The following is a 21,808-nucleotide window of genomic DNA, read 5'->3' on the forward strand; positions in this document are numbered from 1 at the left end:
ATCAACACTCTGTTGACTAAGTCGGTTTTCGCCTTAAAATTAAATCATCAAGTGATGATTTAAAAGGATGCGTTATGAAAATCACAGATCTGAATGGCTCCTATCTGTCGCGTCGTTCGCTATTAGCGGGCGCTGTCAGTATGGCAGTCACTAACATGATAATGCCTAGGCTCTCTTTTGCCGGGGCCGTCAGTCAAAATGGGGAAAAGATTATGCTCAAAACACGAATTTATGGTGATGCAGCATACCCCGTCTGGTACCGCCGTCCGCTTCCACTGAATGCACCGCGAGCGCGGTACCCTGGATTTGCACCGGGTATCACCGTTCTGAAGAAAGGTACGGTGCGCCGAGAAGGTGCGAGACCACTGCCCTGCGACATCTTGTTTGAGCGTGACGTTGCTCTTAAAATGCGCGATGGAATAACTATTTACACAGATGTTTTCCGCCCGATAAAAGAGGGGAAATACCCCGCCTTGGTGGCATGGAGTCCTTATGGCAAGGAGATTGGCGGGCAGTGGCTGGACGATATCCAGGAACGTTCCGGTGTACCGCTGGATTGGGTGTCAGAACTGCAAAAGTTCGAGGGACCAGACCCGGCATTTTGGGTTAATGAAGGATATGTTATTCTCAATCCCGACCCTCGAGGCGCCTATAAGTCTGAGGGGAATATCTCTTATTGGGGACGTCAACTGGCTGAAGACGGCTACGACTTCATTGAGTGGGCGGCCCAACAGTCCTGGAGCAGCGGAAAAGTCGGTATGGCGGGCAACTCCTGGCTTGCCGTATCTCAGTGGTTCATCGCGGCAGAGCAGCCGCCGCATCTTACTGCCATAGCTCCCTGGGAAGGTTTTGTCGATCACTTCCGCGAAACCGGTAACCGGGGAGGCATACCTGCACCAGCATTCCCGGAAGTTATCCTGAAATCATTTGCCGGGGGAAATCTGGTTGAAGATCAACCCAGAATGATCATGGAGACACAACTGATGGATCCTTACTGGGAGGATAAAAAAGCACGGCTTGAGCGCATTAAAATTCCCACTTATGTCGTGGCCAGTTATACAAACCATGCACACACTCACGGATCATTTGCCGGCTATCGTCAGATAGCCTCGGAGGAAAAATGGCTCCGAGTGAACAATACCAATGAATGGCTGGATTTTTACACGCCAAAATATGCACATGAGCTGCTGGCATTTTTCGATCATTACCTTAAAGGCGCTAATAACGGCTGGGAGCAAACGCCTCGCGTCCGTATATGCGTACTGGATGCTGGCGGAACCGATATCGTTGACCGGATTGAAGACAGCTGGCCACTGCCTAAGGTGCAGATGAAGCGAATGTTTATTAGTGGCAATGGCCAGCTTGACACATTCGGTCAGAGCTTGTCTGCATCCCTGTCTTATGAGGTGTCAGGCGAAGGAAAAACTGAGCTGCATTACACCTTTACTCAGGAAACTGAGATCATCGGCTATATGAAGCTGAAACTCTGGGTGGAAGCGCGGGGATCGGAAGATATGGAACTGGAGGTTGGCGTTGAGAAGCGCGATAAAAACGGGAAACCCTACGAGCGTCTTCTTGGTGAGGGGGTAAAAGGTCCTGTTGTTGCCTCGGGTTTACTAAGGGTTTCCCAGCGAGCCCTTGATCCTGAGCGGACAACGAACGAAGAACCCTTACTGCTCCACACACATGAAGAAAAACTCAAACCCGGCGAGATTGTACCCGTGGAAATTGGCATCTGGCCAATGGCCATGCGTTATCATCCCGGTGAAGAATTAGTGCTGACCATTGCTGCACAGCGTCCTATCCCAACCAGTATCGATATGGGTTTTGGCTCAGCTATTATCACCTTACCGGCGTCGGGGGGGACGTTTACGCCCGGTAACAAAGTGAAGCGTCTAGCGCTTGGCGGGGATCGCTCAACCCTGCTATCGTTTGTTAGTGAGCAGCAGGTCCAGGCGCCCATGAGCCGTAATGCTGGGACTCATGTCATTCATTTTGGCGGTAAATATGACAGCTATCTACAAGTCCCTTTTATGCCAAAAGATGATATGGTGTCTTGACAACAGACACGTCAGCACCGGCTAGTCCCGGTGCTCTCAATAGCGTAGCATAATGAGTTCAGTAGAAATCAAATCTCCCATGCGAGGCCGCCGGCCCGGCGGTAGAGTATCTGGTCGTGAAGCGTTGCTTCCGGTTGCTACCCGATTTTTTTCACGATATGGCTATGAGGGTGCGTCATTGCGCAAAATAGCCAGCGAGGCAGGTGTCGATATGGCACTGGTGGCACGCCTTTTTGGGTCGAAATCGGCTCTCTGGGAGGCCGTACTCGAATATCTTCTTGAAAAACAGCGCATTCATCTTGCTGAAATAAGGGATATTGATGAGCACTTCAGCACCAATCCAGAAAATTCATTCAGGCGTTTCATTCGCCAACTTATCACCATTAGTATAGACATTCCTGAATTTCCGTCACTGCTGCTTAATGAAGCGGCCAGGGGCGAAGTGCGTCTGGATCATCTCCTTCGGTATCTGGTGTCGCCTTTTCGTGAAAGTTGCCTTCCGGTGATAAAGCAGGCAATCGCCCATGACATCATTAATGGGAAACAACCGGAAATAATTTTTGCACTACTGATTTCGGCCATTTCATTGCCAATTATCACGCCCGGCCTGATAAGCCAGGGTGCGGAGCAATCGTCTTCATTTCTTGATGACATGGCGGACGAAGCTATCCGTCTATTCGCCGGCTCGCAGATCATCTTCTGATACATGTGGAAAAGACTTCAGTATTTCGCAGGTGAACTCCGCAGCTTACCTGTCTGGCGCGCTTAACGTCCGGGTTGTCAAAGCAAAATATACGCTTTGGAACGGTTACCACCAATCCGGCGCTTTCTGCTTTTTCTGCCCAATAAAGCAATGGCAATATGCGGGACAGGGATGTAGGTTCGCAATGGCTGTGTTTCAGCAGCCCAGACTGATTATGTCGGGGTAATCTCTTCTGTTCAACGGCTTCTTCACTCAGTACGCTGCAGGGCCTCGGCGGAGGTCGGCGACGGATACCTCATAGGGATATCATGGATCTTACGCCGAGCGTGGGCCCCATTGCAGCCGACCTCGCGGATACGGTCTTCTTTATACAGCGGGTTGAAGCCCGCATCCGCCTTCGCCTGCAACAGCCCGCTGAACCCTACTGGGATAACGCTTACGTAAATAAAATGGAAACGACGATAGAGTTAAAGGAATATATCATCTGATGATGATATATTTGCCACATGAATTTATGCTGGTTCACCTTTTTGAAAAACAGAGTGACCGGAATGTGATTTTAACGAGCTATTGATGTTAACTAGGGGAAAATGATGATAAGAGGAGTACTGGCGTTAGGCCTGACCGCCGCAATGAATGTTGTGTGGGCTGCCGATGTGCCTGACAATTTTCTGTGGGGTGCAGCATCAGCCGCTTACCAGGTTGAAGGCGCAAACAATGCAGACGGGAAAGGCCGGTCCGTATGGGACTATTATCTTGATGAAAAACATCTTGCAGGGCCAGGCATTTCAGGAAATGTAGCCATTAATTTTTATGATCGTGCCCAATATTTGAAAGATATTGAGCTATTCAAATCGCTCGGTCTGAACAGCTATCGCTTCTCTATTGCCTGGACCCGCATTATCCCAGATGGTCAGGGACCAGTGAACTTGCAGGCCATCGCCCATTATCGCCAGTTCATTGCGGACCTTAAGGCGGCCGGTATTGTACCGCTTGTGACCCTGTATCACTGGGACATGCCAGAGTCGCTGGCTGCGGCCGGAGGGTGGGAAAATCGTGAATCTGTAGAGTGGTTTCGTCGCTATGCAGAGGTCATCTTTGCCAACTTCTCAGACCAGGTCGACCAATTCGTTCTGATTAATGAGCCGACCGTTGAGGTCGCAACAAAAATCATGGCCGAGAAACGGATAAAGGGTGAAGAGATTAAGTTTCCTCCCATCGTGCCAACGCTGCCTTACCTTGAGACTTCGCTCAAGTCATACAATCACATCCTGCTGGCATCTGCCGCCGCAGCGGAAAGTTTTAAAGCGAAACAGTATAAAGGCCGTCTGGGCATTGCGCTGCCTTTCTTTCCTGTGCTGACGGGAAAAAAAGCGTCAAAAGAGGATAAAGACAACGCCCGGCTCGTTGACGGTATTTTGAACCGCTGGTTCCTTGATGCAATGTACAAAGGAACCTATCCGGCTGATGTCCTACAACTGGTGTCAGCATATCATCTGGATATAGATGTTCAGCCTGATGATGCCAGACGAATTCACGACGCTGGTTTGGGCTTCCTTGGTATTAATTATTACGCCCCTTTTTTCATTCGCCATCAGCAAAGCAGTAACGAAAGCTACGCCCCTGAACTTTTCTTCCCGCCTGATGAAAAACTTGCTTTTAATGGCGCGGTCAGACCCGATCAATTTTCCGCTCTGCTTGAGCGCGTGAGGGATGAATATGGTAACCCACCTGTCATCATCACCGAAAATGGTGCAGGTTTTGAGGGGGAGGACAAGTTAATCAATGGTAAAGTTACCGACGTAAATCGCTGTCTCTACCTGGTCGCTCACATCGCTGCCATGAAACGATCAATTGCGAAGGGCGCTAATGTCCAGGGTTACCACGTCTGGTCCAGTCATGACAATCTTGAATGGCTGAGCGGGTATAAAAGCCGTTTCGGCATGATCTATGTGGATTACGACACGCAGAAGAGAACGCCAAAATTAAGCGCGGAGGTCTACAGCAAAATCATTCATGGCGAAAGAGTCAGCGAAACTGACTGTAAAGGGAGTTAATGCCGGCAGGCAGTAAAACTACATTCAGCAGCTGTGACGGATGTACAGGCACATAGTTACCCCGCGCAATCCGTTATGACTGCTCCGACACCATCAGAATTAACGAGGAGGTCCGTATTACCCCAGGCATTGCGGATATTCTGTTTAGTAGTACATTCTTTTTTTTCTAAACAAATAAACAAACCTAGGAATATTATCTGTTATATCAACACTGCTTTATGTAATTATGCTGGTAATGTCCGTATCAGGTTCATTAAAGCACATGGAGATCTACAGAAGTTTACATTTAATGAAGTAATGGTAATGTCTAAAGAAATAATCATCTTTTTAGTATCGAAAATAAACTATTTAAATAAAATATTGCCATATTGATGAAGCATCTTCGAAAAAATATCAATTGGTTCACAAATGTCCCTTGATACTTTGTTTTTTTTCAACACTAGTTGATAATCATCTATCTTATTTAATAAATGATCAAAATAATAAGTGCGTTTTACGGGATTTTTTGTTTTTATTAGATTAGATGCGGTCTTTCTTATTTGTTTATGTAAATGCAAAAATTCTTTATTGTCTGGGACCTCTGTCCGTAAAAATCTTTGATGTGCAATTATTAATAAAATGGCCAGACGATACTTCTGTATATCGTTTGGAAATGACATCATCATATTATTTAGCCGTGAGTATAAATAAGGTAGGCGATTCTCGCTTCGCTTGGCGGTTCGTGTTGTTAATGCCGTTACAGCACTAGTAACAAAACTATCAAGTAACCTCTGTCCAACCTTTTTATGAGCAAGATTAGGGATAAGAGTAAACACTACCAAAGCGACACAACCGCCAATGAGCTGGCCGGCTGCACTATCAATAAAAGTGATCATATCAAATTTCATGGGATTTGATAGTACTAATATATTTACGGATCCCAATAGCATGCCAAGCATACCCATACGTCTTTTCTGGATTTCAATGCCCGAGAAAAATGTGAGTACACCCAGACTCAGACATAATAGTAGAAGGCTTTGTTGAGTTGAGGGAATTATAAACAAAAAATAGAATGATGCTACCGGAACTGCTAGGGCAAATCCTACAACAAAATCCAACGCTACCAAACGTGGATTATTGGTGCGCATTGCTAATGTTGTCACTACCGCAATTGCCAACATAAAACCACTTCCTGAAGACCAACCGGTCCATAACCACAACAAGCAGCCAAAAGAGGTCGCCAACCAGGTACGTATGCCATTGACTATGGACTGATGCCAGTCTCCCGAATTTTTTTTAATCAACCGCTCACGGCTTAAGACATCTTCTTCAATAATACTAATTGAGCTATTGGTTTGAATACCTTTACCTATTAATAAATAACGTGTAGCAACACCAGTCCAATCAACCACCGGTTGTAATACCTCCTGAATACCATGATTAGCCAGCTCTAGCCGCAAGACCTTTAGGCGAGAATGCACATCTTGCCGGGTTTCCACCGGTGCGCTAAATAAATCTTTAATATTACTTGATAGCTGACTGGAATTATTGAGCAGTACAAAGTAAGTTTCACAAGCATGAGTAATCATCGCCAGTGATAAACTATGAAGGGCTTCGATACGACGTGTTACTCGATGCCAGGCAGAAGATTCAAGTAAAAGATTAGTACGCATTCCCGTAAGACTATTACTTTCATGGACTAGCCTATTCCAGCGTCTGTCAAGTTCACTTTCTTCCATGCTATCCCCGCTTACGCAGAGCTGCATTAAACGGAACTGATCCACTATTAGTTTATCTGCCAAACGGTCGATATCTTTTTTTATCGACCGAGGAGAGAACAGCACATCTGCTAATATAGCACTTAGAATGCCCAGTACGATTTCAGAACAGCGTTCTACCGCGAACTGCGGGGCCAGTAAAAGGTTGGACGTGCTGCTAGCGCAGGTTACGATAAGAATGAGGGAAGTATAACCGGCAAGCGCCCAGGCATAAGAATTTTCTAGAGAAATACGTGAAGAGAAGTAGGAGCAGATGCCTGCCCAAATACAACACACTAGTAGCATGACCATTGGTGCACGAGCGCTTGCAATAATAATCGCCAGACCGAAGGCCGTACCAATAAAGGTTCCTACTATTCTGAGCCAACCTCGATGCCGAATGGCACCAGAGAAGGGTTCTCCCCCCGCGCTAAGAGCGGAACCGCCAGCGACGATTATTGCGGTCATTGCTGACCAGCGTGGGGTTTGTAAATTTAATTCAAATCCAACTACCAACGCGAAAAGCACGGCAAAACTTAACTTAAAAGCAAAACGCATTCTGATCAGAGCTGAAATTAATGACATCAAATACCCTTATATATCAGTGATAACTTTAACAGTGAGGTTGCTATGTTCAGCATCAAAAACAAGTGATGAGATAAAAAGACTATGTGCATGAGACTTTTCCTTATAGTGAATAATTTAAGGAATAAATCACTTGTGCTTTGCTAAATATTGCCAGGTATCATGTTATAAAGTAATGAAGTTAAGAAATATGACGAATCATTCTTTTTGATAATTTATCTCGGAAAGGATTATATGATAGTTTTAATTATAATCATAATATATTATTTTTATCAATCAATCAGTATTAATGATGACTACTGGAATGCGATACTCAAAAAGACGAATTCTATCAAGTAACGATGAATTGATAACTAGGTTTTCTTAATATACTTAAATATGATAAAGCGGTATTGCTTATAAAAAATAATCAAAGAAAGTAGAATTTTACTTACTGTCATTATTGATGTGGCAATATGTTAATTTGTTGAAGTAAATGGCTAAGCCGAATGAAAAAACCATTAAGTTAAAAAAGTATTGTAATAGTACATGAATAAATATTTTAAACCACAAAGAGGTAAGGCTTTATATACTTTCTCTGCGTTTACCCAAGTTCGGCGACGAGGTAACAGGCCTAGAATTTAAGTATGCTTGTCAGAAATTAATATTTACTTGTCGTGCTGGAACCTGTCACGGTAACATTAAGAGTGAAGGCGTCGACTCCATGAATTGTTAAAAATTCTCATGGAAAGGTATCGCAAAAAAACTTATTTAATGAAATTATATGGCCTTAAATAAATTTTATGAATTTTCTATCCCCATCATTCTTAATATTAGAAGATATTTACTTATAACAATAATCTGTTTAGTCAAATGAGAAATAACAGAAAGTTGAATGCATCTTGTATTATATTATACAGTAACACTTAAGCGTTAAAGATATAAAAATTTATATGTTATTCTGGTTATAAGTGAAAATTATTGTTATAATTAAATCATTCATCCAAAGTTAAGATAGCTAATCATGCTTATTAAATCCCCCGAAAATTTAGAGCTACGCCATTTGCGATATTTTTTAGCTGTAGCGAGTGAGTTACATTTTGGAAGAGCCGCTCAGTTGTTAAATATTGTTCAACCGGCCCTTAGTATGCAAATTAAAGCATTGGAAGGTGTTCTCGGGGTTCGTTTGTTTAACCGTACTAATCGACATGTCGAGTTAACGGAAGCCGGCCGGATTTTCTTCCATGAAGCTAAGATGATTCTTGAAAAGGTGGATCACGCTGCACTGTTAGCTAGTCGTGCCGGTGCAGGTGAGATAGGACAACTCAACATTGGATTTTCAGGCAATTCTGCTTATTCTGGTGTTTTATCTTCAACTGTACGTTCTTTTAGACAGCAATATCCTCAGGTGGACATTAGTTTGAATGAAATGTCAATTCGATCACAATTGCAAGGATTACAAAAAAGTCAACTCGATATTGGTTACGTTACATTGTATTCAGTTAGCATCCCCGAGTCTATCAAAATTGCACAAGTCGGTGCATGGCCTTGGATGATTGCATTACCGTCCGACCATGCCATGGCCAACCAAGAAATTATAGATTTAGCGCTATTAGCCGATGAAACATTTTTTGTGTTTACAGATTCGGAATCCAATTTTGAACTCCTTCCTATATTGCAAAAAATATGTGGTTTTATCCCCGAAAAAATCAAACCTGTGAGGAATGCCATGGCCATTATGACGATGATCGCGGGAGGACTCGGTGTTTCTATCTTACCTGAAACATTAAGTAGGATAAAGCTTGAAAATATCATCTATCGTAAGTTACCAAAAAATGATCAAACTGCAAAATTGGCGGTGGCTTGCCGTATCGATGAAGACAATCCAATCATAGAAAATTTTCTCCGTCTAGCCATGAAAAAAACCAATAATTAATAGTTTGCGCCATACTTCGTGTTAATTTTGGCACTATAAAAACAGTTAGTTTAATCGGTTTTATTATCATGTTCGGGTATTATTGTGTTGAAATTCGGTCCCTAGTAAAATTAATTTTTGATACAAAGCATGATAGTGTCCTTATGAGAAAGAAGTTTATTAAAGATGGTGTATGACATTCACTACGCATATTTTACTGGCCTTGATTATTAGGCCGTTACATTAGCTGTTTATCTATAATTACGTGTAATAAGAAGATATTCCCAATATCTCATTGAAAACTCATTTTCTTTCTGTGACCAGTCCCTTGTACTAAGCCATTCTGGCCAACACCTCACGCTAGCGCAACCAGTGATCAGCCTATCTTGTTGGCTTGATTCGAGAAACACTCGCGCAAGCCGTTGGCAAACCGCTGAAATTCCGGCCAGTTCAGTTGCGAACGAGTGGCCTTGGATTCGAATGCGCCATTTCACGTTCATCTCGGTGGCGCGCGGGTTCACTAAAAGGAAAAAAATGTTATCAATACCGTGGTGGAACCGGTGCTGTATCCTTCGCCGCTTCCACTAACGCATCGACGAAGGCGCGCACCTTCGCAGGCAGGTAACGCTTCGAAGGATACATAACCGAGATTGGCACCTCTTCCGTACGGCACTCGGGCAGGACCTGTATGAGTCGTTTCGCTTCAAGATGCTGTTCGAACAGAAATGCGGGCAGATATGCGATGCCCATACCAGACAGGGCGGCCACCAGTAGCGCCTCGCCCCGGTCCGACACGAAACGTTGCCTGCCGGATATCGAACGCCACGATCCGTTGGGACACCTTGTCAGCATCCTGCTCGTTGTGCTCGCGACCGTAACGGCACTAACCGCCATTGTCATCTTTATTGCGTTACGGGGGACCGGACGCGCAGAGGAACTATCGCATTCATCTGACCCCTGACGACATCTTTACTGTCAACTGAAGAGTTCGAGGGGGAATAAGTCTGGAGTATCCGTCGCCTTGTGTCGTGCCACAATGACATGTGCTCACGATCCCAAGGGCAGTCCAATTTCGTTGTTGCCGGTCTTATACCGACGAAACAGCAGGGTACGGGCCGAAGGCCAGTTTCTTTTCTTTGCTCGCGTAACTCCATCCGTCCGTTCAGTGTCTGGGAAAAGCTTGATGCTCACTTTTGCTGATCCAAATAATCAGCTATCCAGTCGGTGAGATTTTCAATATGGACAGCTGCTTCCTTTCCAGATTTTGTTAACTCATATTCCGTATGAGGGGGCATAATCTGATAAACCTGTCGGACGATCATTGAATCTTTTTCTAGCTCATGTAGTGTTTTAATCAGCATCCTGTCTGTAATACCACCCATTTTTCGCTTCAGTGCACCGAAGCGGTGTGGACCATCTATCATAGTAATCAGTGCCAATGTCCCCCAACGACTCGTGATATGGCTGAGCAGCCGCCTGTGAGGACAGTTGGCATCAAACGTTTCACGGCGGCGGAGACGTTCTGCCAGCACATTTTTCATTTAGCAGCATCCTTTATAGATACAGACATTTTTGTAGGTACTTACCTGAATTGCTTAATAGCGCTAAAGTCAGCCGGTCAATATAACTGAAATAGGGAGAAAAACACGACATGAAAGCTGCTCAACGAGGTCAGACAGCCGGTATTGATAGCCTCTCGATTATCGATATCCCGGATCCGGGCAAGCCAGGAAAAGGCGAGATCAGGGTCAGAATTCATAATGTTTCACTTAATTTTCATGATTATAACGTGGTTGCAGGTATTCTTCCCGCCGCTCCCGGACGGGTGCTTATGTCTGACGGCGCCGGCGTTGTCGAGAGCACCGGAGAAGGCGTTTCCGCGTTTAAGCCGGGGGACTCGGTGATATCGACATTTTTTCCGGACTGGGAGAATGGGGAATGTCCTGTTAGCGGATTCAGTCGTACACCGGGCGATGGGCTCGACGGTTATGCAACAACCTTTGTCGTTAGACCAGCACATTATTTCACGCTTGCGCCTGAAGGTTGGTCCCATGCCGAAGCTTCAACACTTCCGACTGCTGCAGTGACGGCGTGGCGTGCACTGGTGGTTGAGGGACGTATCAAGCCGGGTGAGGATGTGCTAATACTCGGTTCAGGCGGTGTGTCTGTTTTTGCTCTTCAGATTGCCAAGATGGCAGGAGCAAGAGTTTGGGCAACATCTTCCTCACCGGATAAAATGATCTGGTTGCGAGACCAGGGCGCTGCGGGCGTTGTGAATTACCAACAAGAACCGGAATGGGGTGAACGAATCTTTGAAATGACAGGAGGCCGAGGTGTCGATCATGTGGTTGAGATTGGAGGTCCGGGCACTCTTGCACAATCTATTAAGGCTTCGCGCATCGGAGGGAAAATCACCTTGATTGGTGTCTTTACCGGTATCGCCGGTGACGTGCCAACCGGAGCAATTATGGGTAAGCAACTGACCGTCAAGGGCATCACAGTGGGTTGCCGCACGCATCAACAGGACATGATTCGGGCCTTAGAAAAAACTGACGTCCGCCCGATGATTGATTCTGTTTGGCCGCTGGACAAAATTGTTGACGCTTTCCAATATCAGCTCAAGGGTAAACATACCGGAAAAATTGTTGTGGAGATTTAATGAAAACGTAGGTGGTGATCTGCGCCCCAATTGTTGGACATCGGACCAGTTTATTTGATGGAGGGGCACAAATGCCGAAGTTTGCATTAGAGTTCAAACAGAAAGTGGCGGAGTAGTATTGGATCATCAAGGGGCAAATACAAGTATCTCCAAGGGAAGCTCAGCCTTGTGTCAGTTGCTGAACTTCATGTTATCAGTCCTAGCACCGTGAGGAAGTGGGTCTATATATATCGAGAGCAGGGCATCGGAACCCTGACGGGGAAGAAGGGCCGCTATATAGCCACAGCCGATTTCAAACTTATCGTCATCAGCGAAATTTTACACAATAAACTCTCGATTCGAGAAGCTGCTGTAAAGTATGGTATTCCTACATTCTATACTGTATCGCTCTGGCTAAAAAATATAATAAGTCAGGAGAAAACGCCTTCACCCGAAAAAAAGGAAAAGCCAGAAGCTTGCCTGAAACGCTGCAATCATTACCATCATCACAGCCATCATTGTTGACCGGCACAGAGCGGGAAGAACTTGAACAGTTGCGGGCTAAGAATGCTAACTTAAAAAAGTTGCAGGCCTTGGTTCCGCAAAAAATCACGTTCATTACCAGGGGAAAAGTAAAGATCGTGAATGAGCTAAGGCATAGGTGGTGGTCACTGCCCCGGCTGTTAAAGGCAGCAGGGCTGCCGCGTAGTACATTCTACTATCATCAGAAAATAATGATCCTCCCGGATCGCTATGAAACCGTAAAGGCGCTGATCCTGAGACTGTATCATCAGAATAAAGGGCGATACGGATACCGACCCCTGAGACTTGCGTGACAAAATGAAGAAATATTGCTTAATGGCAAAACGGTCCGTAGACTGATGCCCGGACCGCAAGGGGGTTCACCCGCAAACGCATCTGGCCGGGTTCAGCGGACTGTTGCAGGGGAAGGAGGATGCGGATGCGGGCTTCAACCCGCTGTATAAAGAAGACCGTATCCGCGAGGTCGGCTGTATGGCCCACGCCCGGCGTAAGATCCATGATATCCCTATGCGGCATCCATCACCGACCACTACCGTAGCCCTGCAGTGGATCGGTGAACTGTATGCGATCGAAGCCGACATCCGGGGGCGTCCGGCCGAAGAACGAAGGCAGGTGCGCGAAGCGCGATCCTGGCCGTTACTGATGAGCCTGGAGAGCTGGATCCGGGAAAAACTCACCACGCTGTCGCGCCTGGCCGATACGGCGAAGGCGTTCAACTACCTGATGAACCACTGGCAGGCACTGTGTTATTACAGTACCGATGGCTGGGCGGAGATCGACAACAATATCGCCGAAAACGCGCTGCGGGTGGTGAGCCTGGGGTCGCAAGAACTCTTATGACCTTTGTCAAGGATTTCGCCCGTACTTATCCCGCACAGCCTGGATCAGCTACGCTGTAGACAGTAACTGGCGTCATGGTGCCTGAAGCGACCGGGCTGTATCCTGAATTTAACAGACTCTTATTTGGGGATGGTTTGCCCCACGATGGTTTTCGTCATGAGCTGGCCTCTTTCTACCTGCTGGTATCGGATTACTGTTTACCGACCTAAATTCTTGACGAGGATCACTCATTCCGTGCCCGGCGCGCTTCAGGGTTTAACGCTGTACCGTTAACTGGATTGTCGGGCTGTCAGGTCAATGTCCCATATAAATCCTGTCAGCTCTCGAGCGACGGCGGTAATGGCAACCTGTGATTTTTTTCCTTTCTGGAGCAATTTTTTATATCGGGAGCAAAGCCGCTGCTGAGCTTTCCAGGCGATATCCTTTGAGTCCTGGGTGACCGAATCAGGCCGGTAGGTTATCAGCCATGCACCCACCTTGGCGGGAGCCCGGTAAGACCAGGCGGATTCATAAAGCAATCTGCGCAGTTCGCTGTTGCCGGTTTTGGTTATTCCCCTGGGCCGGGTTGTATTACCGCTGGAATGCTCACCAGGAATTAACCCCAGATAGGCCATGATTTGTTTGGGATTGGCAAACCGGGAGAAATCACCCAGTTCGGATACCAGGGAAACCGCGATGATTTTCCCCACGCCTTTCAGTGCCTGTAACTGACAGACCACATTGTACAGAGACCACTCTGGCAGCAACCGTTCAATTTCTTTATCCAGTTGCTCAATCCTATTTTCAATTTGTTCCAGGCTCTGGCAATAGTGCTGAAAAGCAATCTGTTGCTATGGAAGGGGGAAAGACTGATCCGCCAGCCACACCCGGTGATTATATCCCCAGGGCTTTTTATCGTAGCGCCTATCGGTACGAAGCAGCATGCTCTGAATACGTTGCCGGGCGATCCTATTATCTAATTTGGCAGCGGTTCTCGCCCGAACCAGATCCCGCATGGCTTCATGAGTCAGATCAGGTATCCAGACCGGAGTGAGTTCGCCGGCACGCAACAGCCGGGCAAGACCGACCGCGTCACGATGGTCATTTTTAATTTTGTCGGTGGGTGATTTGGGAATACGGGAGGGAGCAACAACGATGCATTCGACATTCATCTCAGTAAGTTGGTGATAAATGCCAAATCCACATGGGCCCGCCTCATAACAAGCCGTGATATACGGATGTTGTTTTTGTAGCTTCAGAAATAAATGATGAATGCTCTGCTGCTGATTTGGAATATTCCCGTAGAAGCGGATTTCGCCAAGCCTTTCAGGGTTGGCGATGGCTACAGCCAGCGACTCTTTATGAACATCCAGACCTACATAAACTGATGGAGTACTCGATGCCATGATGACCTCCGAATAATGCACCAATACCAAAGCGATTATATCAAGGTCATACCATCTATCTGTTCTTCGGTTCGGAGAGCGGGCGGCGCGGATGTACACGCTGATCGGCAGTTGCAAACTGAACGGCGTGGAGCGGGAAGCGTATCTGCGCCATGTGCTTGCCACTATCGCGGATCACCCGATCAACAAAATCACAGATCTCCTGCCGTGGAACCTCAACATCCCTGCTGAATAAGCGTCAATACGGCCCTGAGTTGACGCTTATTTCTTAAGCGTAGGCAAGAGATTTTAATTTGATTGAATGGTACTTGGCATGCGTGGTATGCGAAGTGTGACTTGATGGTATCTCCATCTGGCCTGAGTGATACCCTCCTTCATAACCCCGAGTACTGTCGCTTCCCTGTACGAGTTCCGCTAAGCTTGAAACTTGAAATTCGTAAAAAAGATCGGAATGATGCTAGGTGGACGCCAGCAAAATGTTGGCGACAAGTTCTCAATATGAGGTGTGCAATTGGCACATCATGCAAGACTGGCGAGGTAATTTTTCCAGCCCCCGAAAGCAGTAATATCCAGGGCATCCGCCAGCGCATAATTTTCACAGATAAAACCTTTGACCGCACGCCCATCTGCAAGTATCAGCGTACCGATACCAAGGGGGGCAGGGATTTTGTCGACAAACTCGCCGAAGCGCGCCAAAGGAATATCCCAAAGTTCGATTTCGATACTTCGCCCATTTTCCGCCTTCGTCAGGCCCGGTTTAGGCGGTAGTGTCGCGGCCAGCGCGTAGAGACGATACTGCGGAGCGGTGCTGCCTGTCTCGACAAAAACCGCACCACGAGAGGTCAATTGTTCATTAAGCGGCATACCGCGCAGATGGGCGCCGACCACCGCTACCCTGACATGCAAAAGTGAAGGTTCTCTGAGAACCGGCCGTTGCGCCGGTATGGCGCGGCCGGTCGCACCGAGCGGCAGGTTCAGCCCTTGTTGCCAGCGCATGCCGAAATCGGCCAGCGCCCGGTCATGCCAGGCGGGTGCGATAAGCGTAATACCTGCCGGTAAACCGTCGTCGCGCAGTGATGAAGGCAACGCCAAAGCGCACAAATCCGCCAAATTGGTAAAATTGGTATAAATACCGAACTGTGAATTGTAATGCACCGGTTCCTGTTTCATCTCATCAATAGTACGAATGGTGGGGGAGGTAGGCACTAATAGCGCGTCAAAGAGGCGCAGTGTCTCATTGATACTCCTGGACAACTCCGCTCGCAGATACTCGGCCCGCCAGGCATCGCAAGCGCTATAGTCCAGCCCTTTAGCGATAATGCTTCTTACCACCGGATCCAGGCTGGCGGGATCATCTTGCAATCGGGAACCAATGATGACCGTACGTTCTGCCACCCATGCGGCCTCATAAAGCTGCTCGGCCAAGCTGCTGAATGGAGTATAATCAATGACCTCCAAAATTGCGCCGCTGTCTTGCAGCTTTTGCAGCGCCTGCCGAAAAGCTTGCTCGCTGGCTCGATCGCCAAAAAACTCCACCTTGTCCGGCACGGCTAAGCGCGGCGCGGCCGGCATCAGCGCCGGCGTGGTGCCCGGATGATGCCGGGAATAGGCGTCGTTAACGCTATAGCCGCCGGCAATTTCGGCAATAGTCCAAGCATCGGCAGCGGTCAGGGCAAAGACCGAAACACAGTCATTCAGCCGACAGGCGGGCACCACACCGTGAGTGGAAAGCCAGCCTTTGGTGGGTTTTAGACCGACGATATTATTAAAACCGGCCGGAACACGCCCCGAACCGGCAGTATCGGTGCCCAGGGCAAAGGGTACCAGACCGCGAGCCACCACCGATGCCGAACCTGAACTGGATCCGCCGCTGACATAGTCTGGGTTAAAGCTATTGGTCACCGCTCCGTACGGCGAGCGGGTTCCCACCAGTCCGGTGGCGAATTGATCCAAATTGGTCTTACCGATAACGATAGCGCCCGCCGCGCGTAAGCGAGCAACGACTTGCGCATCACGGGATGCCTCATAGATAAATTCCGGACATGCGGCGCTGGTCGGCCAGCCGCCGACATCAATATTATCTTTGACCGCAAAAGGGATACCGTACAGCGGAAGGGCAGAACGATTGCCTTTGATACTGGCAACGCGTTTTGCAAGCTGGTCGCATTGAAGGGCCAATTGCTCTGGCGTTGCAAGATAGATCCATGCGGTATCCGGTCCACCGAGTCTGGCAAGTAAGGATGTCAAGGTATCCCTTACCGTCTCAGGTTTGCTCTGATAATGCGTTTGCCATTCTTGCACGGTCGCGCAGGTGATATGTCGCATACATAAGTTCCTATTGGGATGTGAGGATTAACGCTCCCGGCCTCTAATGGAAGCCGAGCCGTCATCGTTATGACCAGATATTGACTTCGATGGGCGTAGGCTGGTAGCCGTTGCAGGGATTGTTAAGCTGCGGGCAATTGGAAATCAGCACTAGCACATTCATTCTGGCCACAAGCTCAACATATTTACCGGGCGCTGAAATGCCATCTGCAAAGGTGAGACCTCCTTGAGCGGTTACCGGTACGTTCATGAAAAAATTGATATTATGGGTTATGTCGCGTTTAGTCAGACCATATTCGGGATGTTCGGCCAGCGCCAGCATCCAACTGTCGCGACAGGCATGCATGTGGCGTTTTTCCAGGGAGTAACGCACCGTATTGCTTTCGGTGGCGCAGGCCCCGCCTAAAGTGTCATGACGGCCGCAGGTATCGGCGACAATCTCCAGCATGGGGTTATCGTCGTTAGAACGCAGCACGCTGCCGGCGGTAAGAAAAACATTGCGTTGTCCACGCAGGGTATCCATCATACTGTAGCGTTCGGCAATATCATCGGCGTTAAAAAATAAGGTATCAACCGCCTGGTTACCTTCACTGTCGCTTATGCGCAGCGTATGACCCGACTCCAGGCGGTACAGCCAGTAGTCTCCTGCGTCAATCCTGCGGTGATAACGGGAATCCTGCATCTCTAAGTCGCTGGTCTTGATCATGTGACTTTCCTCAACGAATAACGGGGCTGATGCCTGCCTTGGCAGTCGGCGCCCGGTTGTCTTGCCTATCGCCGAAAGGGGCTGGCGAAGCCGCATAATACAATTGATTATTGGTAAGTCCGCGGCGGTTCTCATCGCGGTTCAGGCAGGCTTCGGGCAACGGCGCGGTGTCGGCCAGCAGGGCGATTTCCACGGGGGCGCGGGGGTAGCTGACAGCTTGTGTCAAGGGATGGGGGCACGTATGCAGTATTACCAGCGAATCCATGGCGAATCGCAACGTAACCGAACTGCCGGGCTGTGAATGCGCCACTAACCGGATTGCGCCCTCATCATTAACCTCCACCCTGGAAAACAGATTGAGGCAGGCTGCCATATCCCGTTTGCCGAGGCCGTATTTCTTAAGTTCGACCAAAAAACTATCATAGCCGTTCTGATGGCGTTCGTTGAGCGCCTGCTGATAATTAGCTAGACCGAAACGCTGTTCGGTCAGCGCGGCGTTCATGGTGCCGCAGACCGTATCGTGCCAACCGAAACTGTCTTTTTCGATACCGCAGAATATCCGGCCCATATCGGAATAGAGACAGTGGCCGGTAGTCAGGCGGAACGTGTGCTGGCATTTCAGCGTATCGGGGGCGTTATAGCGCTCCAGCAAATTTTCCGGGTTATAAAACAGCATCCCGACGTTGGCACCGCCCTGGCTGTCGTTGAGGCGCAGGGCGGTACCGCGCCGCAGACGAAACGACCAGTGGGAACCGGCCGGTAGTAGGGTGCTGTAAAATTCCCCGGTGTTTTCAGCTGTCATGTTTTCTACCCTTTTCTGGTTACGCATTGCTGCGGATGAAGCGTGCCGACGACCGGTTATCACAATCCGGAAATCTTGGCGAGGCGCAGGCCCAATAAGCTAGGTCTCCATGACGCTATTAACGCAACGTAAAAACGCCTGGAGCGGCAGGGATAATGGCGTCTTTTTATCGCGGTAGATAAGTTTGAAGAGTGAATGGCGGCTGATGCTATCCGGCCGCAAGGAGACCAGTTCACCCGAATCCAGCCAGCGCTGGATATAATGTTGAGGAAAAAAACCGATATATAGGCCGGTGAGCACCAGTATCGCCGATGCCTCCAGATTGCTGACGCTGGCTGATACCGTATCCTTGACAACCTGCAACGGGAACTCGTTATTGGTCAGAAAGGTGCGGATCACCCGCGGTGTGCCGGGCAGGGCACTGATGATATGCTGGGGATTATCCACCTCGACCAAGGGATGATCTTTGCGGCATACCAGAATATCCTGTTCGTCATAGAGCGCTTGGTAACAGAGACCGGGCAGGCGTCCGGGGAAGATACTGATCGCCGCATCGAGACTATGGTCCAGTACTTTTTTTTCCAGTTCAGGGGGCGAGAGCGTTTCCAATTCCAGATGAAGCGTATTTTGCGGTAACTGCATCAGCATCTCTATTGCCTGGCAGAGCGGATTTTTCGGGTCAGTAACTACATTATCCAGAAAACCGATACGCAGTGTACCGGTCAGGCCGCCCTTAAGCGCAGTGCTGCGCTCCTGAAATTCGTGTAGCGATTGCAGAAATTGCAGCGTGTATTGATAGAACGCTTCCCCTTTAGCGGTCAGTAGAAAACCGGCACGCCCGCGCTGGCATAACCTGAATCCCAGCCTGACCTCTAACTGCGACATCTGTGCGCTGATGGTGGATGGCGCGACATTCAGCAGGGTCTGGGCATTGGAAAAGCCGTTGGATTCCACCACAGTTTTGAATACCTTCAACAGTTTTAAATCAATATTGCTGATAACCATCCCAGCCCCCTGTTAACAAAAATCGCCATCACGCATTGTCCCCGTGCTTGTCCGGAAGGCAACACGCGGAACTCCGCCATTCACTTCTGCAGCGGCGCGGGGGTGGTTCGTGGCGTCAATGAGGCGATAAAGTGTCGCGCCGTTGATACGGTGGCCATATAGCCGCCCTCGATTTTAAGCAATCCGATTGCCATCGCATGGTTAAGCGGATCGGGCTCGGCGCAGCAATCGCTGAGCACCAGAACGCTGTAGCCGCGATCGCTGGCTTCACGTGCGGTGGACGATACGCATACGCCGGTAGTCACGCCGGTCAGTATCAGGTTACGGATGCCTTCGTTGACCAGGATATGGTGCAGATCGGTGCCGTGGAAAGCGCCGGTACCAGGCTTATCGATTACCGCTTCCTCGCCGCGCGGTTGTAATTCCGGCACCAGTTCCCACCCCGGTTCTCCGCGGATCAACAGCCGTCCCAACGGGCCGCGCGCGCCGATTTCAGCCCCCGCCCTGGCGGTCTTGAGCCGTTTGCTTAACGGTAAATCGGACAGGTCGGGGCGGTGGCCCTCCCGGGTATAAATAATTTTGATCCCGGCACGGGTGGCGGCGTCGCGCACGCGTTCGATGACGGGGATGATCGCCCTCGCAGCGGAAATATCATCGCCACGATGGTTCATGTATCCCCGCGGATCGCAAAAGTCGCGTTGCATATCGATAATCAATAACGCACTGTCCGTCGTTGCCATATCACCGGAAATCGGAAAATCGTACGGCTCGCCGGCGATAATCATCGGCCCTCCTGAATTACCAATGGACGGGGCGGGTAATGAGGCGGCTGATGCTGATGCAACTGCCGCGTATAATCCCGTATCCGCAGTTCTTCGGATTGTAATCTGTCCGGCGTCAGCAATCGTTTTTGCTTGAGTAATCGGCTCAACGCTTCTATCCAGCAACTGTAATACTGTTCTTCGCCGGTGATGGCCTGTCCTTGTGCTTCCAATTCGCCAATGCTGCCGATCAGGCATTGCTGAAACTCTGTCAGGGTAAACAAACGTTGTTCGGCGGCGGCCAGGGTCAATCCAAAAGCTCTGGCCGCCCAAGGATTGGGAAAAGCGACGGATTGCAAAAATTGCCGGTCCGTCAGCGATTGAGTTAAGAAATCGGTCGGGTTCATCAGTTGCCGTCCTGGTTAATGGGTGCCTGTCGGGCTGCGCCGAGTGTTGCCGGCGCGGCTGGCGCGGCTGGCGGGGCCACGCGGGCTACGCCAATCATGGCGTCCCGGGTCACCAAAGCGGCCAGGGCCGCCATATCCAGCCGTTCGGTTCCCGGAGGCCGCTGGGGCAGCACTAGATAACGGATTTCCGAAACGCTATCCCAGACGCGTACAGTGACCTCAGGCGGTAACTCCAACCCCATCTCCGCCAGTACCCGGCGAGGTTCCCGCACTATCCTTGAACGATAGGCGCTGGATTTATACCAGGCCGGCGGCAGTCCGAGAATCGGCCAGGGGTAGCAGGAGCACAAGGTGCAGACAATAACGTTATGGAGATCGGCGGTGTTTTCCACCACGGTCAGGTATTCGGTCTCTGGACCACCGATGCCGAGTTCAGCGCAGGCTGCCAGGCCGTCGTGGAGCAGGCGTTGTTTAAAAGCGGCATCCACCCAAGCGCGGGCCACCACGCGCGCGCCGGTCTGCGGACCGACCTTTTCCTCGTAGTGCCGGACTATCCTGTCGACACTGTCTGTTTGAATGACCCCGATTTCGGCCAGCAGGCTCTCCATCGCTTCAGTGCGGACCGCTTGCCAGGGCTTTTCGTGGTTGTGATTATCACTCATGCTTATCTCCTGCTATGGGTTCCAGATGATCTTCGCTCAGATCAACATGGTTAAATACGTCTGCTTCCGCCTGTGGACCCCATAGGGTTTTGGCGCAGAACTTTACGCTGTAAACGGGCTGTAGCTTCTCGCCCAGGTAGTGGGCCCGGGTATCGGGAAAAACCCATGCCTGCTCGTGAACATTGACGATAATGCCTTCCTTGCCGCGGATATAATTGGCTACCCGTGTATGCCCCGCCGGGTGGATGTTCCGTACCTTGACCTGCTGGTCCAACTGATAGCGGGGCGTCACGGTCGCCTCCTTGCGCCAGGCGCCCCAGCGGACTTCGGCCGACGCCGGCAACGGCCAATTGCGCTGTCTGGCAGCGGATTGGCTGTAGTGGCGGACATCGGCCCAGTACTCGGCAATCCGGTTTTCAAGTTCATCGTTGAATACGATGCCTTTACAGTGCAGCAGTCTTTCCATGGCAAACAGCCATCGGCCGTAATAGCCGGCGTCCAGATAATCCGCCGGCCGCATCAGTTCAATTTCATGGCGGTGTTCGTCCAGATTCCATATCCCCAGCGTATCGATGAGCTGGGTGATGCAAAAAACGCGGCTCTCCCATTCGCTGTGGAACACCGGTTCATCCGCTTCAACCTTGACCGGGCCGAAACCATGTAATCCGCCCATGTCATGAATACCGTTCATCGCCACTC

The 21,808-nt window shown here is 49.3% G+C and carries 17 protein-coding genes and 4 pseudogenes; 8 read left to right on the plus strand and 13 right to left on the minus strand.

Going from position 1 to position 21,808, the window contains the following annotated elements:
- Window positions 1-74 precede the first annotated feature (74 nt).
- Both ACL2XN_RS01615 and ACL2XN_RS01620 read left to right on the plus strand, forming a co-directional pair.
- On the plus strand, window positions 75-2,060 hold the full coding sequence (locus ACL2XN_RS01615; protein WP_413729947.1) for a CocE/NonD family hydrolase: 1,986 nt from the start codon (window positions 75-77) through the stop codon (window positions 2,058-2,060).
- 52 nt (window positions 2,061-2,112) lie between these two features.
- Window positions 2,113-2,763 carry a TetR/AcrR family transcriptional regulator gene (locus ACL2XN_RS01620; protein ID WP_413729948.1) on the plus strand — a complete coding sequence of 217 codons (651 nt, stop codon included), beginning with the start codon at window positions 2,113-2,115 and terminating at the stop codon, window positions 2,761-2,763.
- A gap of 257 nt (window positions 2,764-3,020) precedes the next feature.
- Here ACL2XN_RS01620 and ACL2XN_RS01625 read toward each other — a convergent pair.
- Window positions 3,021-3,185: pseudogene (locus ACL2XN_RS01625) on the minus strand (IS66 family transposase); the annotation flags it as partial.
- A 168-nt stretch (window positions 3,186-3,353) separates the two neighbouring features.
- On the opposite strand from ACL2XN_RS01625, the gene ACL2XN_RS01630 reads away from it, so the two are divergent.
- Window positions 3,354-4,820: a glycoside hydrolase family 1 protein gene (locus ACL2XN_RS01630; protein ID WP_413729949.1), complete on the plus strand. Its 1,467-nt coding sequence runs from the start codon at window positions 3,354-3,356 to the stop codon at window positions 4,818-4,820.
- A 344-nt stretch (window positions 4,821-5,164) separates the two neighbouring features.
- Here ACL2XN_RS01630 and aaeB read toward each other — a convergent pair whose 3' ends face one another.
- Window positions 5,165-7,141 (minus strand): p-hydroxybenzoic acid efflux pump subunit AaeB, encoded by a 1,977-nt coding sequence (gene aaeB, locus ACL2XN_RS01635; RefSeq protein WP_413729950.1) that lies wholly within the window; start codon window positions 7,139-7,141, stop codon window positions 5,165-5,167.
- Window positions 7,142-8,144: 1,003 nt separating this feature from the next.
- On the opposite strand from aaeB, the gene ACL2XN_RS01640 reads away from it, so the two are divergent.
- A complete protein-coding gene (locus ACL2XN_RS01640; RefSeq protein ID WP_413729951.1) occupies window positions 8,145-9,056 on the plus strand; it encodes a LysR substrate-binding domain-containing protein in 912 nt (303 codons plus the stop codon).
- A gap of 519 nt (window positions 9,057-9,575) precedes the next feature.
- Here the strand turns inward: ACL2XN_RS01640 and ACL2XN_RS01645 are convergent.
- Together ACL2XN_RS01645 and ACL2XN_RS01650 are read right to left on the minus strand one after the other, a co-directional pair.
- Window positions 9,576-9,803 carry a LysR substrate-binding domain-containing protein gene (locus ACL2XN_RS01645; protein ID WP_413729952.1) on the minus strand — a complete coding sequence of 76 codons (228 nt, stop codon included), beginning with the start codon at window positions 9,801-9,803 and terminating at the stop codon, window positions 9,576-9,578.
- Window positions 9,804-10,222: 419 nt separating this feature from the next.
- Complete coding sequence (locus ACL2XN_RS01650) at window positions 10,223-10,576, minus strand: winged helix-turn-helix transcriptional regulator (RefSeq protein WP_413729953.1); 354 nt, start codon at window positions 10,574-10,576, stop codon at window positions 10,223-10,225.
- A gap of 110 nt (window positions 10,577-10,686) precedes the next feature.
- Between ACL2XN_RS01650 and ACL2XN_RS01655 the strand changes: the two genes are divergently transcribed.
- The 3 genes and pseudogenes from ACL2XN_RS01655 to ACL2XN_RS01665 all read left to right on the plus strand — a co-directional run.
- Complete coding sequence (locus ACL2XN_RS01655; RefSeq protein WP_413729954.1) at window positions 10,687-11,694, plus strand: zinc-dependent alcohol dehydrogenase family protein; 1,008 nt, start codon at window positions 10,687-10,689, stop codon at window positions 11,692-11,694.
- Between the two features lie 168 nt (window positions 11,695-11,862).
- Window positions 11,863-12,198 carry a helix-turn-helix domain-containing protein gene (locus tag ACL2XN_RS01660; protein WP_413729955.1) on the plus strand — a complete coding sequence of 112 codons (336 nt, stop codon included), beginning with the start codon at window positions 11,863-11,865 and terminating at the stop codon, window positions 12,196-12,198.
- Between the two features lie 360 nt (window positions 12,199-12,558).
- A pseudogene (locus tag ACL2XN_RS01665) lies at window positions 12,559-13,053 on the plus strand (IS66 family transposase); the annotation flags it as partial.
- Between the two features lie 272 nt (window positions 13,054-13,325).
- Here ACL2XN_RS01665 and ACL2XN_RS01670 read toward each other — a convergent pair.
- Window positions 13,326-14,441, minus strand: a pseudogene (locus tag ACL2XN_RS01670) (IS110 family transposase).
- Window positions 14,442-14,514: 73 nt separating this feature from the next.
- Here ACL2XN_RS01670 and ACL2XN_RS01675 point away from each other — a divergent pair.
- Window positions 14,515-14,676, plus strand: a pseudogene (locus ACL2XN_RS01675) (transposase domain-containing protein); the annotation flags it as partial.
- Window positions 14,677-14,960: 284 nt separating this feature from the next.
- Here ACL2XN_RS01675 and atzF read toward each other — a convergent pair.
- The 8 genes from atzF to nthB form a co-directional block, all read right to left on the minus strand.
- A complete protein-coding gene (gene atzF, locus ACL2XN_RS01680) occupies window positions 14,961-16,766 on the minus strand; it encodes an allophanate hydrolase (RefSeq protein ID WP_413729956.1) in 1,806 nt (601 codons plus the stop codon).
- A gap of 67 nt (window positions 16,767-16,833) precedes the next feature.
- Complete coding sequence (locus ACL2XN_RS01685; protein ID WP_413729957.1) at window positions 16,834-17,472, minus strand: urea amidolyase associated protein UAAP2; 639 nt, start codon at window positions 17,470-17,472, stop codon at window positions 16,834-16,836.
- A 10-nt stretch (window positions 17,473-17,482) separates the two neighbouring features.
- Window positions 17,483-18,274, minus strand: a complete 792-nt coding sequence (locus ACL2XN_RS01690) for an urea amidolyase associated protein UAAP1 (protein WP_413729958.1) — start codon at window positions 18,272-18,274, stop codon at window positions 17,483-17,485.
- A gap of 99 nt (window positions 18,275-18,373) precedes the next feature.
- Entirely contained in the window at window positions 18,374-19,279 is a 906-nt protein-coding gene (locus tag ACL2XN_RS01695; RefSeq protein WP_413729959.1) for a LysR family transcriptional regulator, read from the minus strand.
- Window positions 19,280-19,359: 80 nt separating this feature from the next.
- Window positions 19,360-20,064, minus strand: coding sequence for a cysteine hydrolase family protein (locus ACL2XN_RS01700; protein ID WP_413729960.1), 705 nt, complete (start codon window positions 20,062-20,064; stop codon window positions 19,360-19,362).
- A complete protein-coding gene (locus ACL2XN_RS01705) occupies window positions 20,061-20,447 on the minus strand; it encodes a nitrile hydratase accessory protein (protein WP_413729961.1) in 387 nt (128 codons plus the stop codon). The genes ACL2XN_RS01700 and ACL2XN_RS01705 overlap by 4 nt, the downstream gene beginning before the upstream one ends.
- A complete protein-coding gene (gene nthA, locus ACL2XN_RS01710) occupies window positions 20,447-21,109 on the minus strand; it encodes a nitrile hydratase subunit alpha (RefSeq protein ID WP_413729962.1) in 663 nt (220 codons plus the stop codon). Before nthA ends, ACL2XN_RS01705 begins: the two co-directional genes overlap by 1 nt.
- Window positions 21,102-21,800 (minus strand): nitrile hydratase subunit beta, encoded by a 699-nt coding sequence (gene nthB / locus ACL2XN_RS01715; protein ID WP_413729963.1) that lies wholly within the window; start codon window positions 21,798-21,800, stop codon window positions 21,102-21,104. Before nthB ends, nthA begins: the two co-directional genes overlap by 8 nt.
- Between the last annotated feature and the right edge of the window lie 8 nt (window positions 21,801-21,808).

This window comes from Sodalis sp. RH22 (assembly GCF_047324165.1).
Classification (GTDB): Bacteria; Pseudomonadota; Gammaproteobacteria; order Enterobacterales; family Enterobacteriaceae; genus Acerihabitans.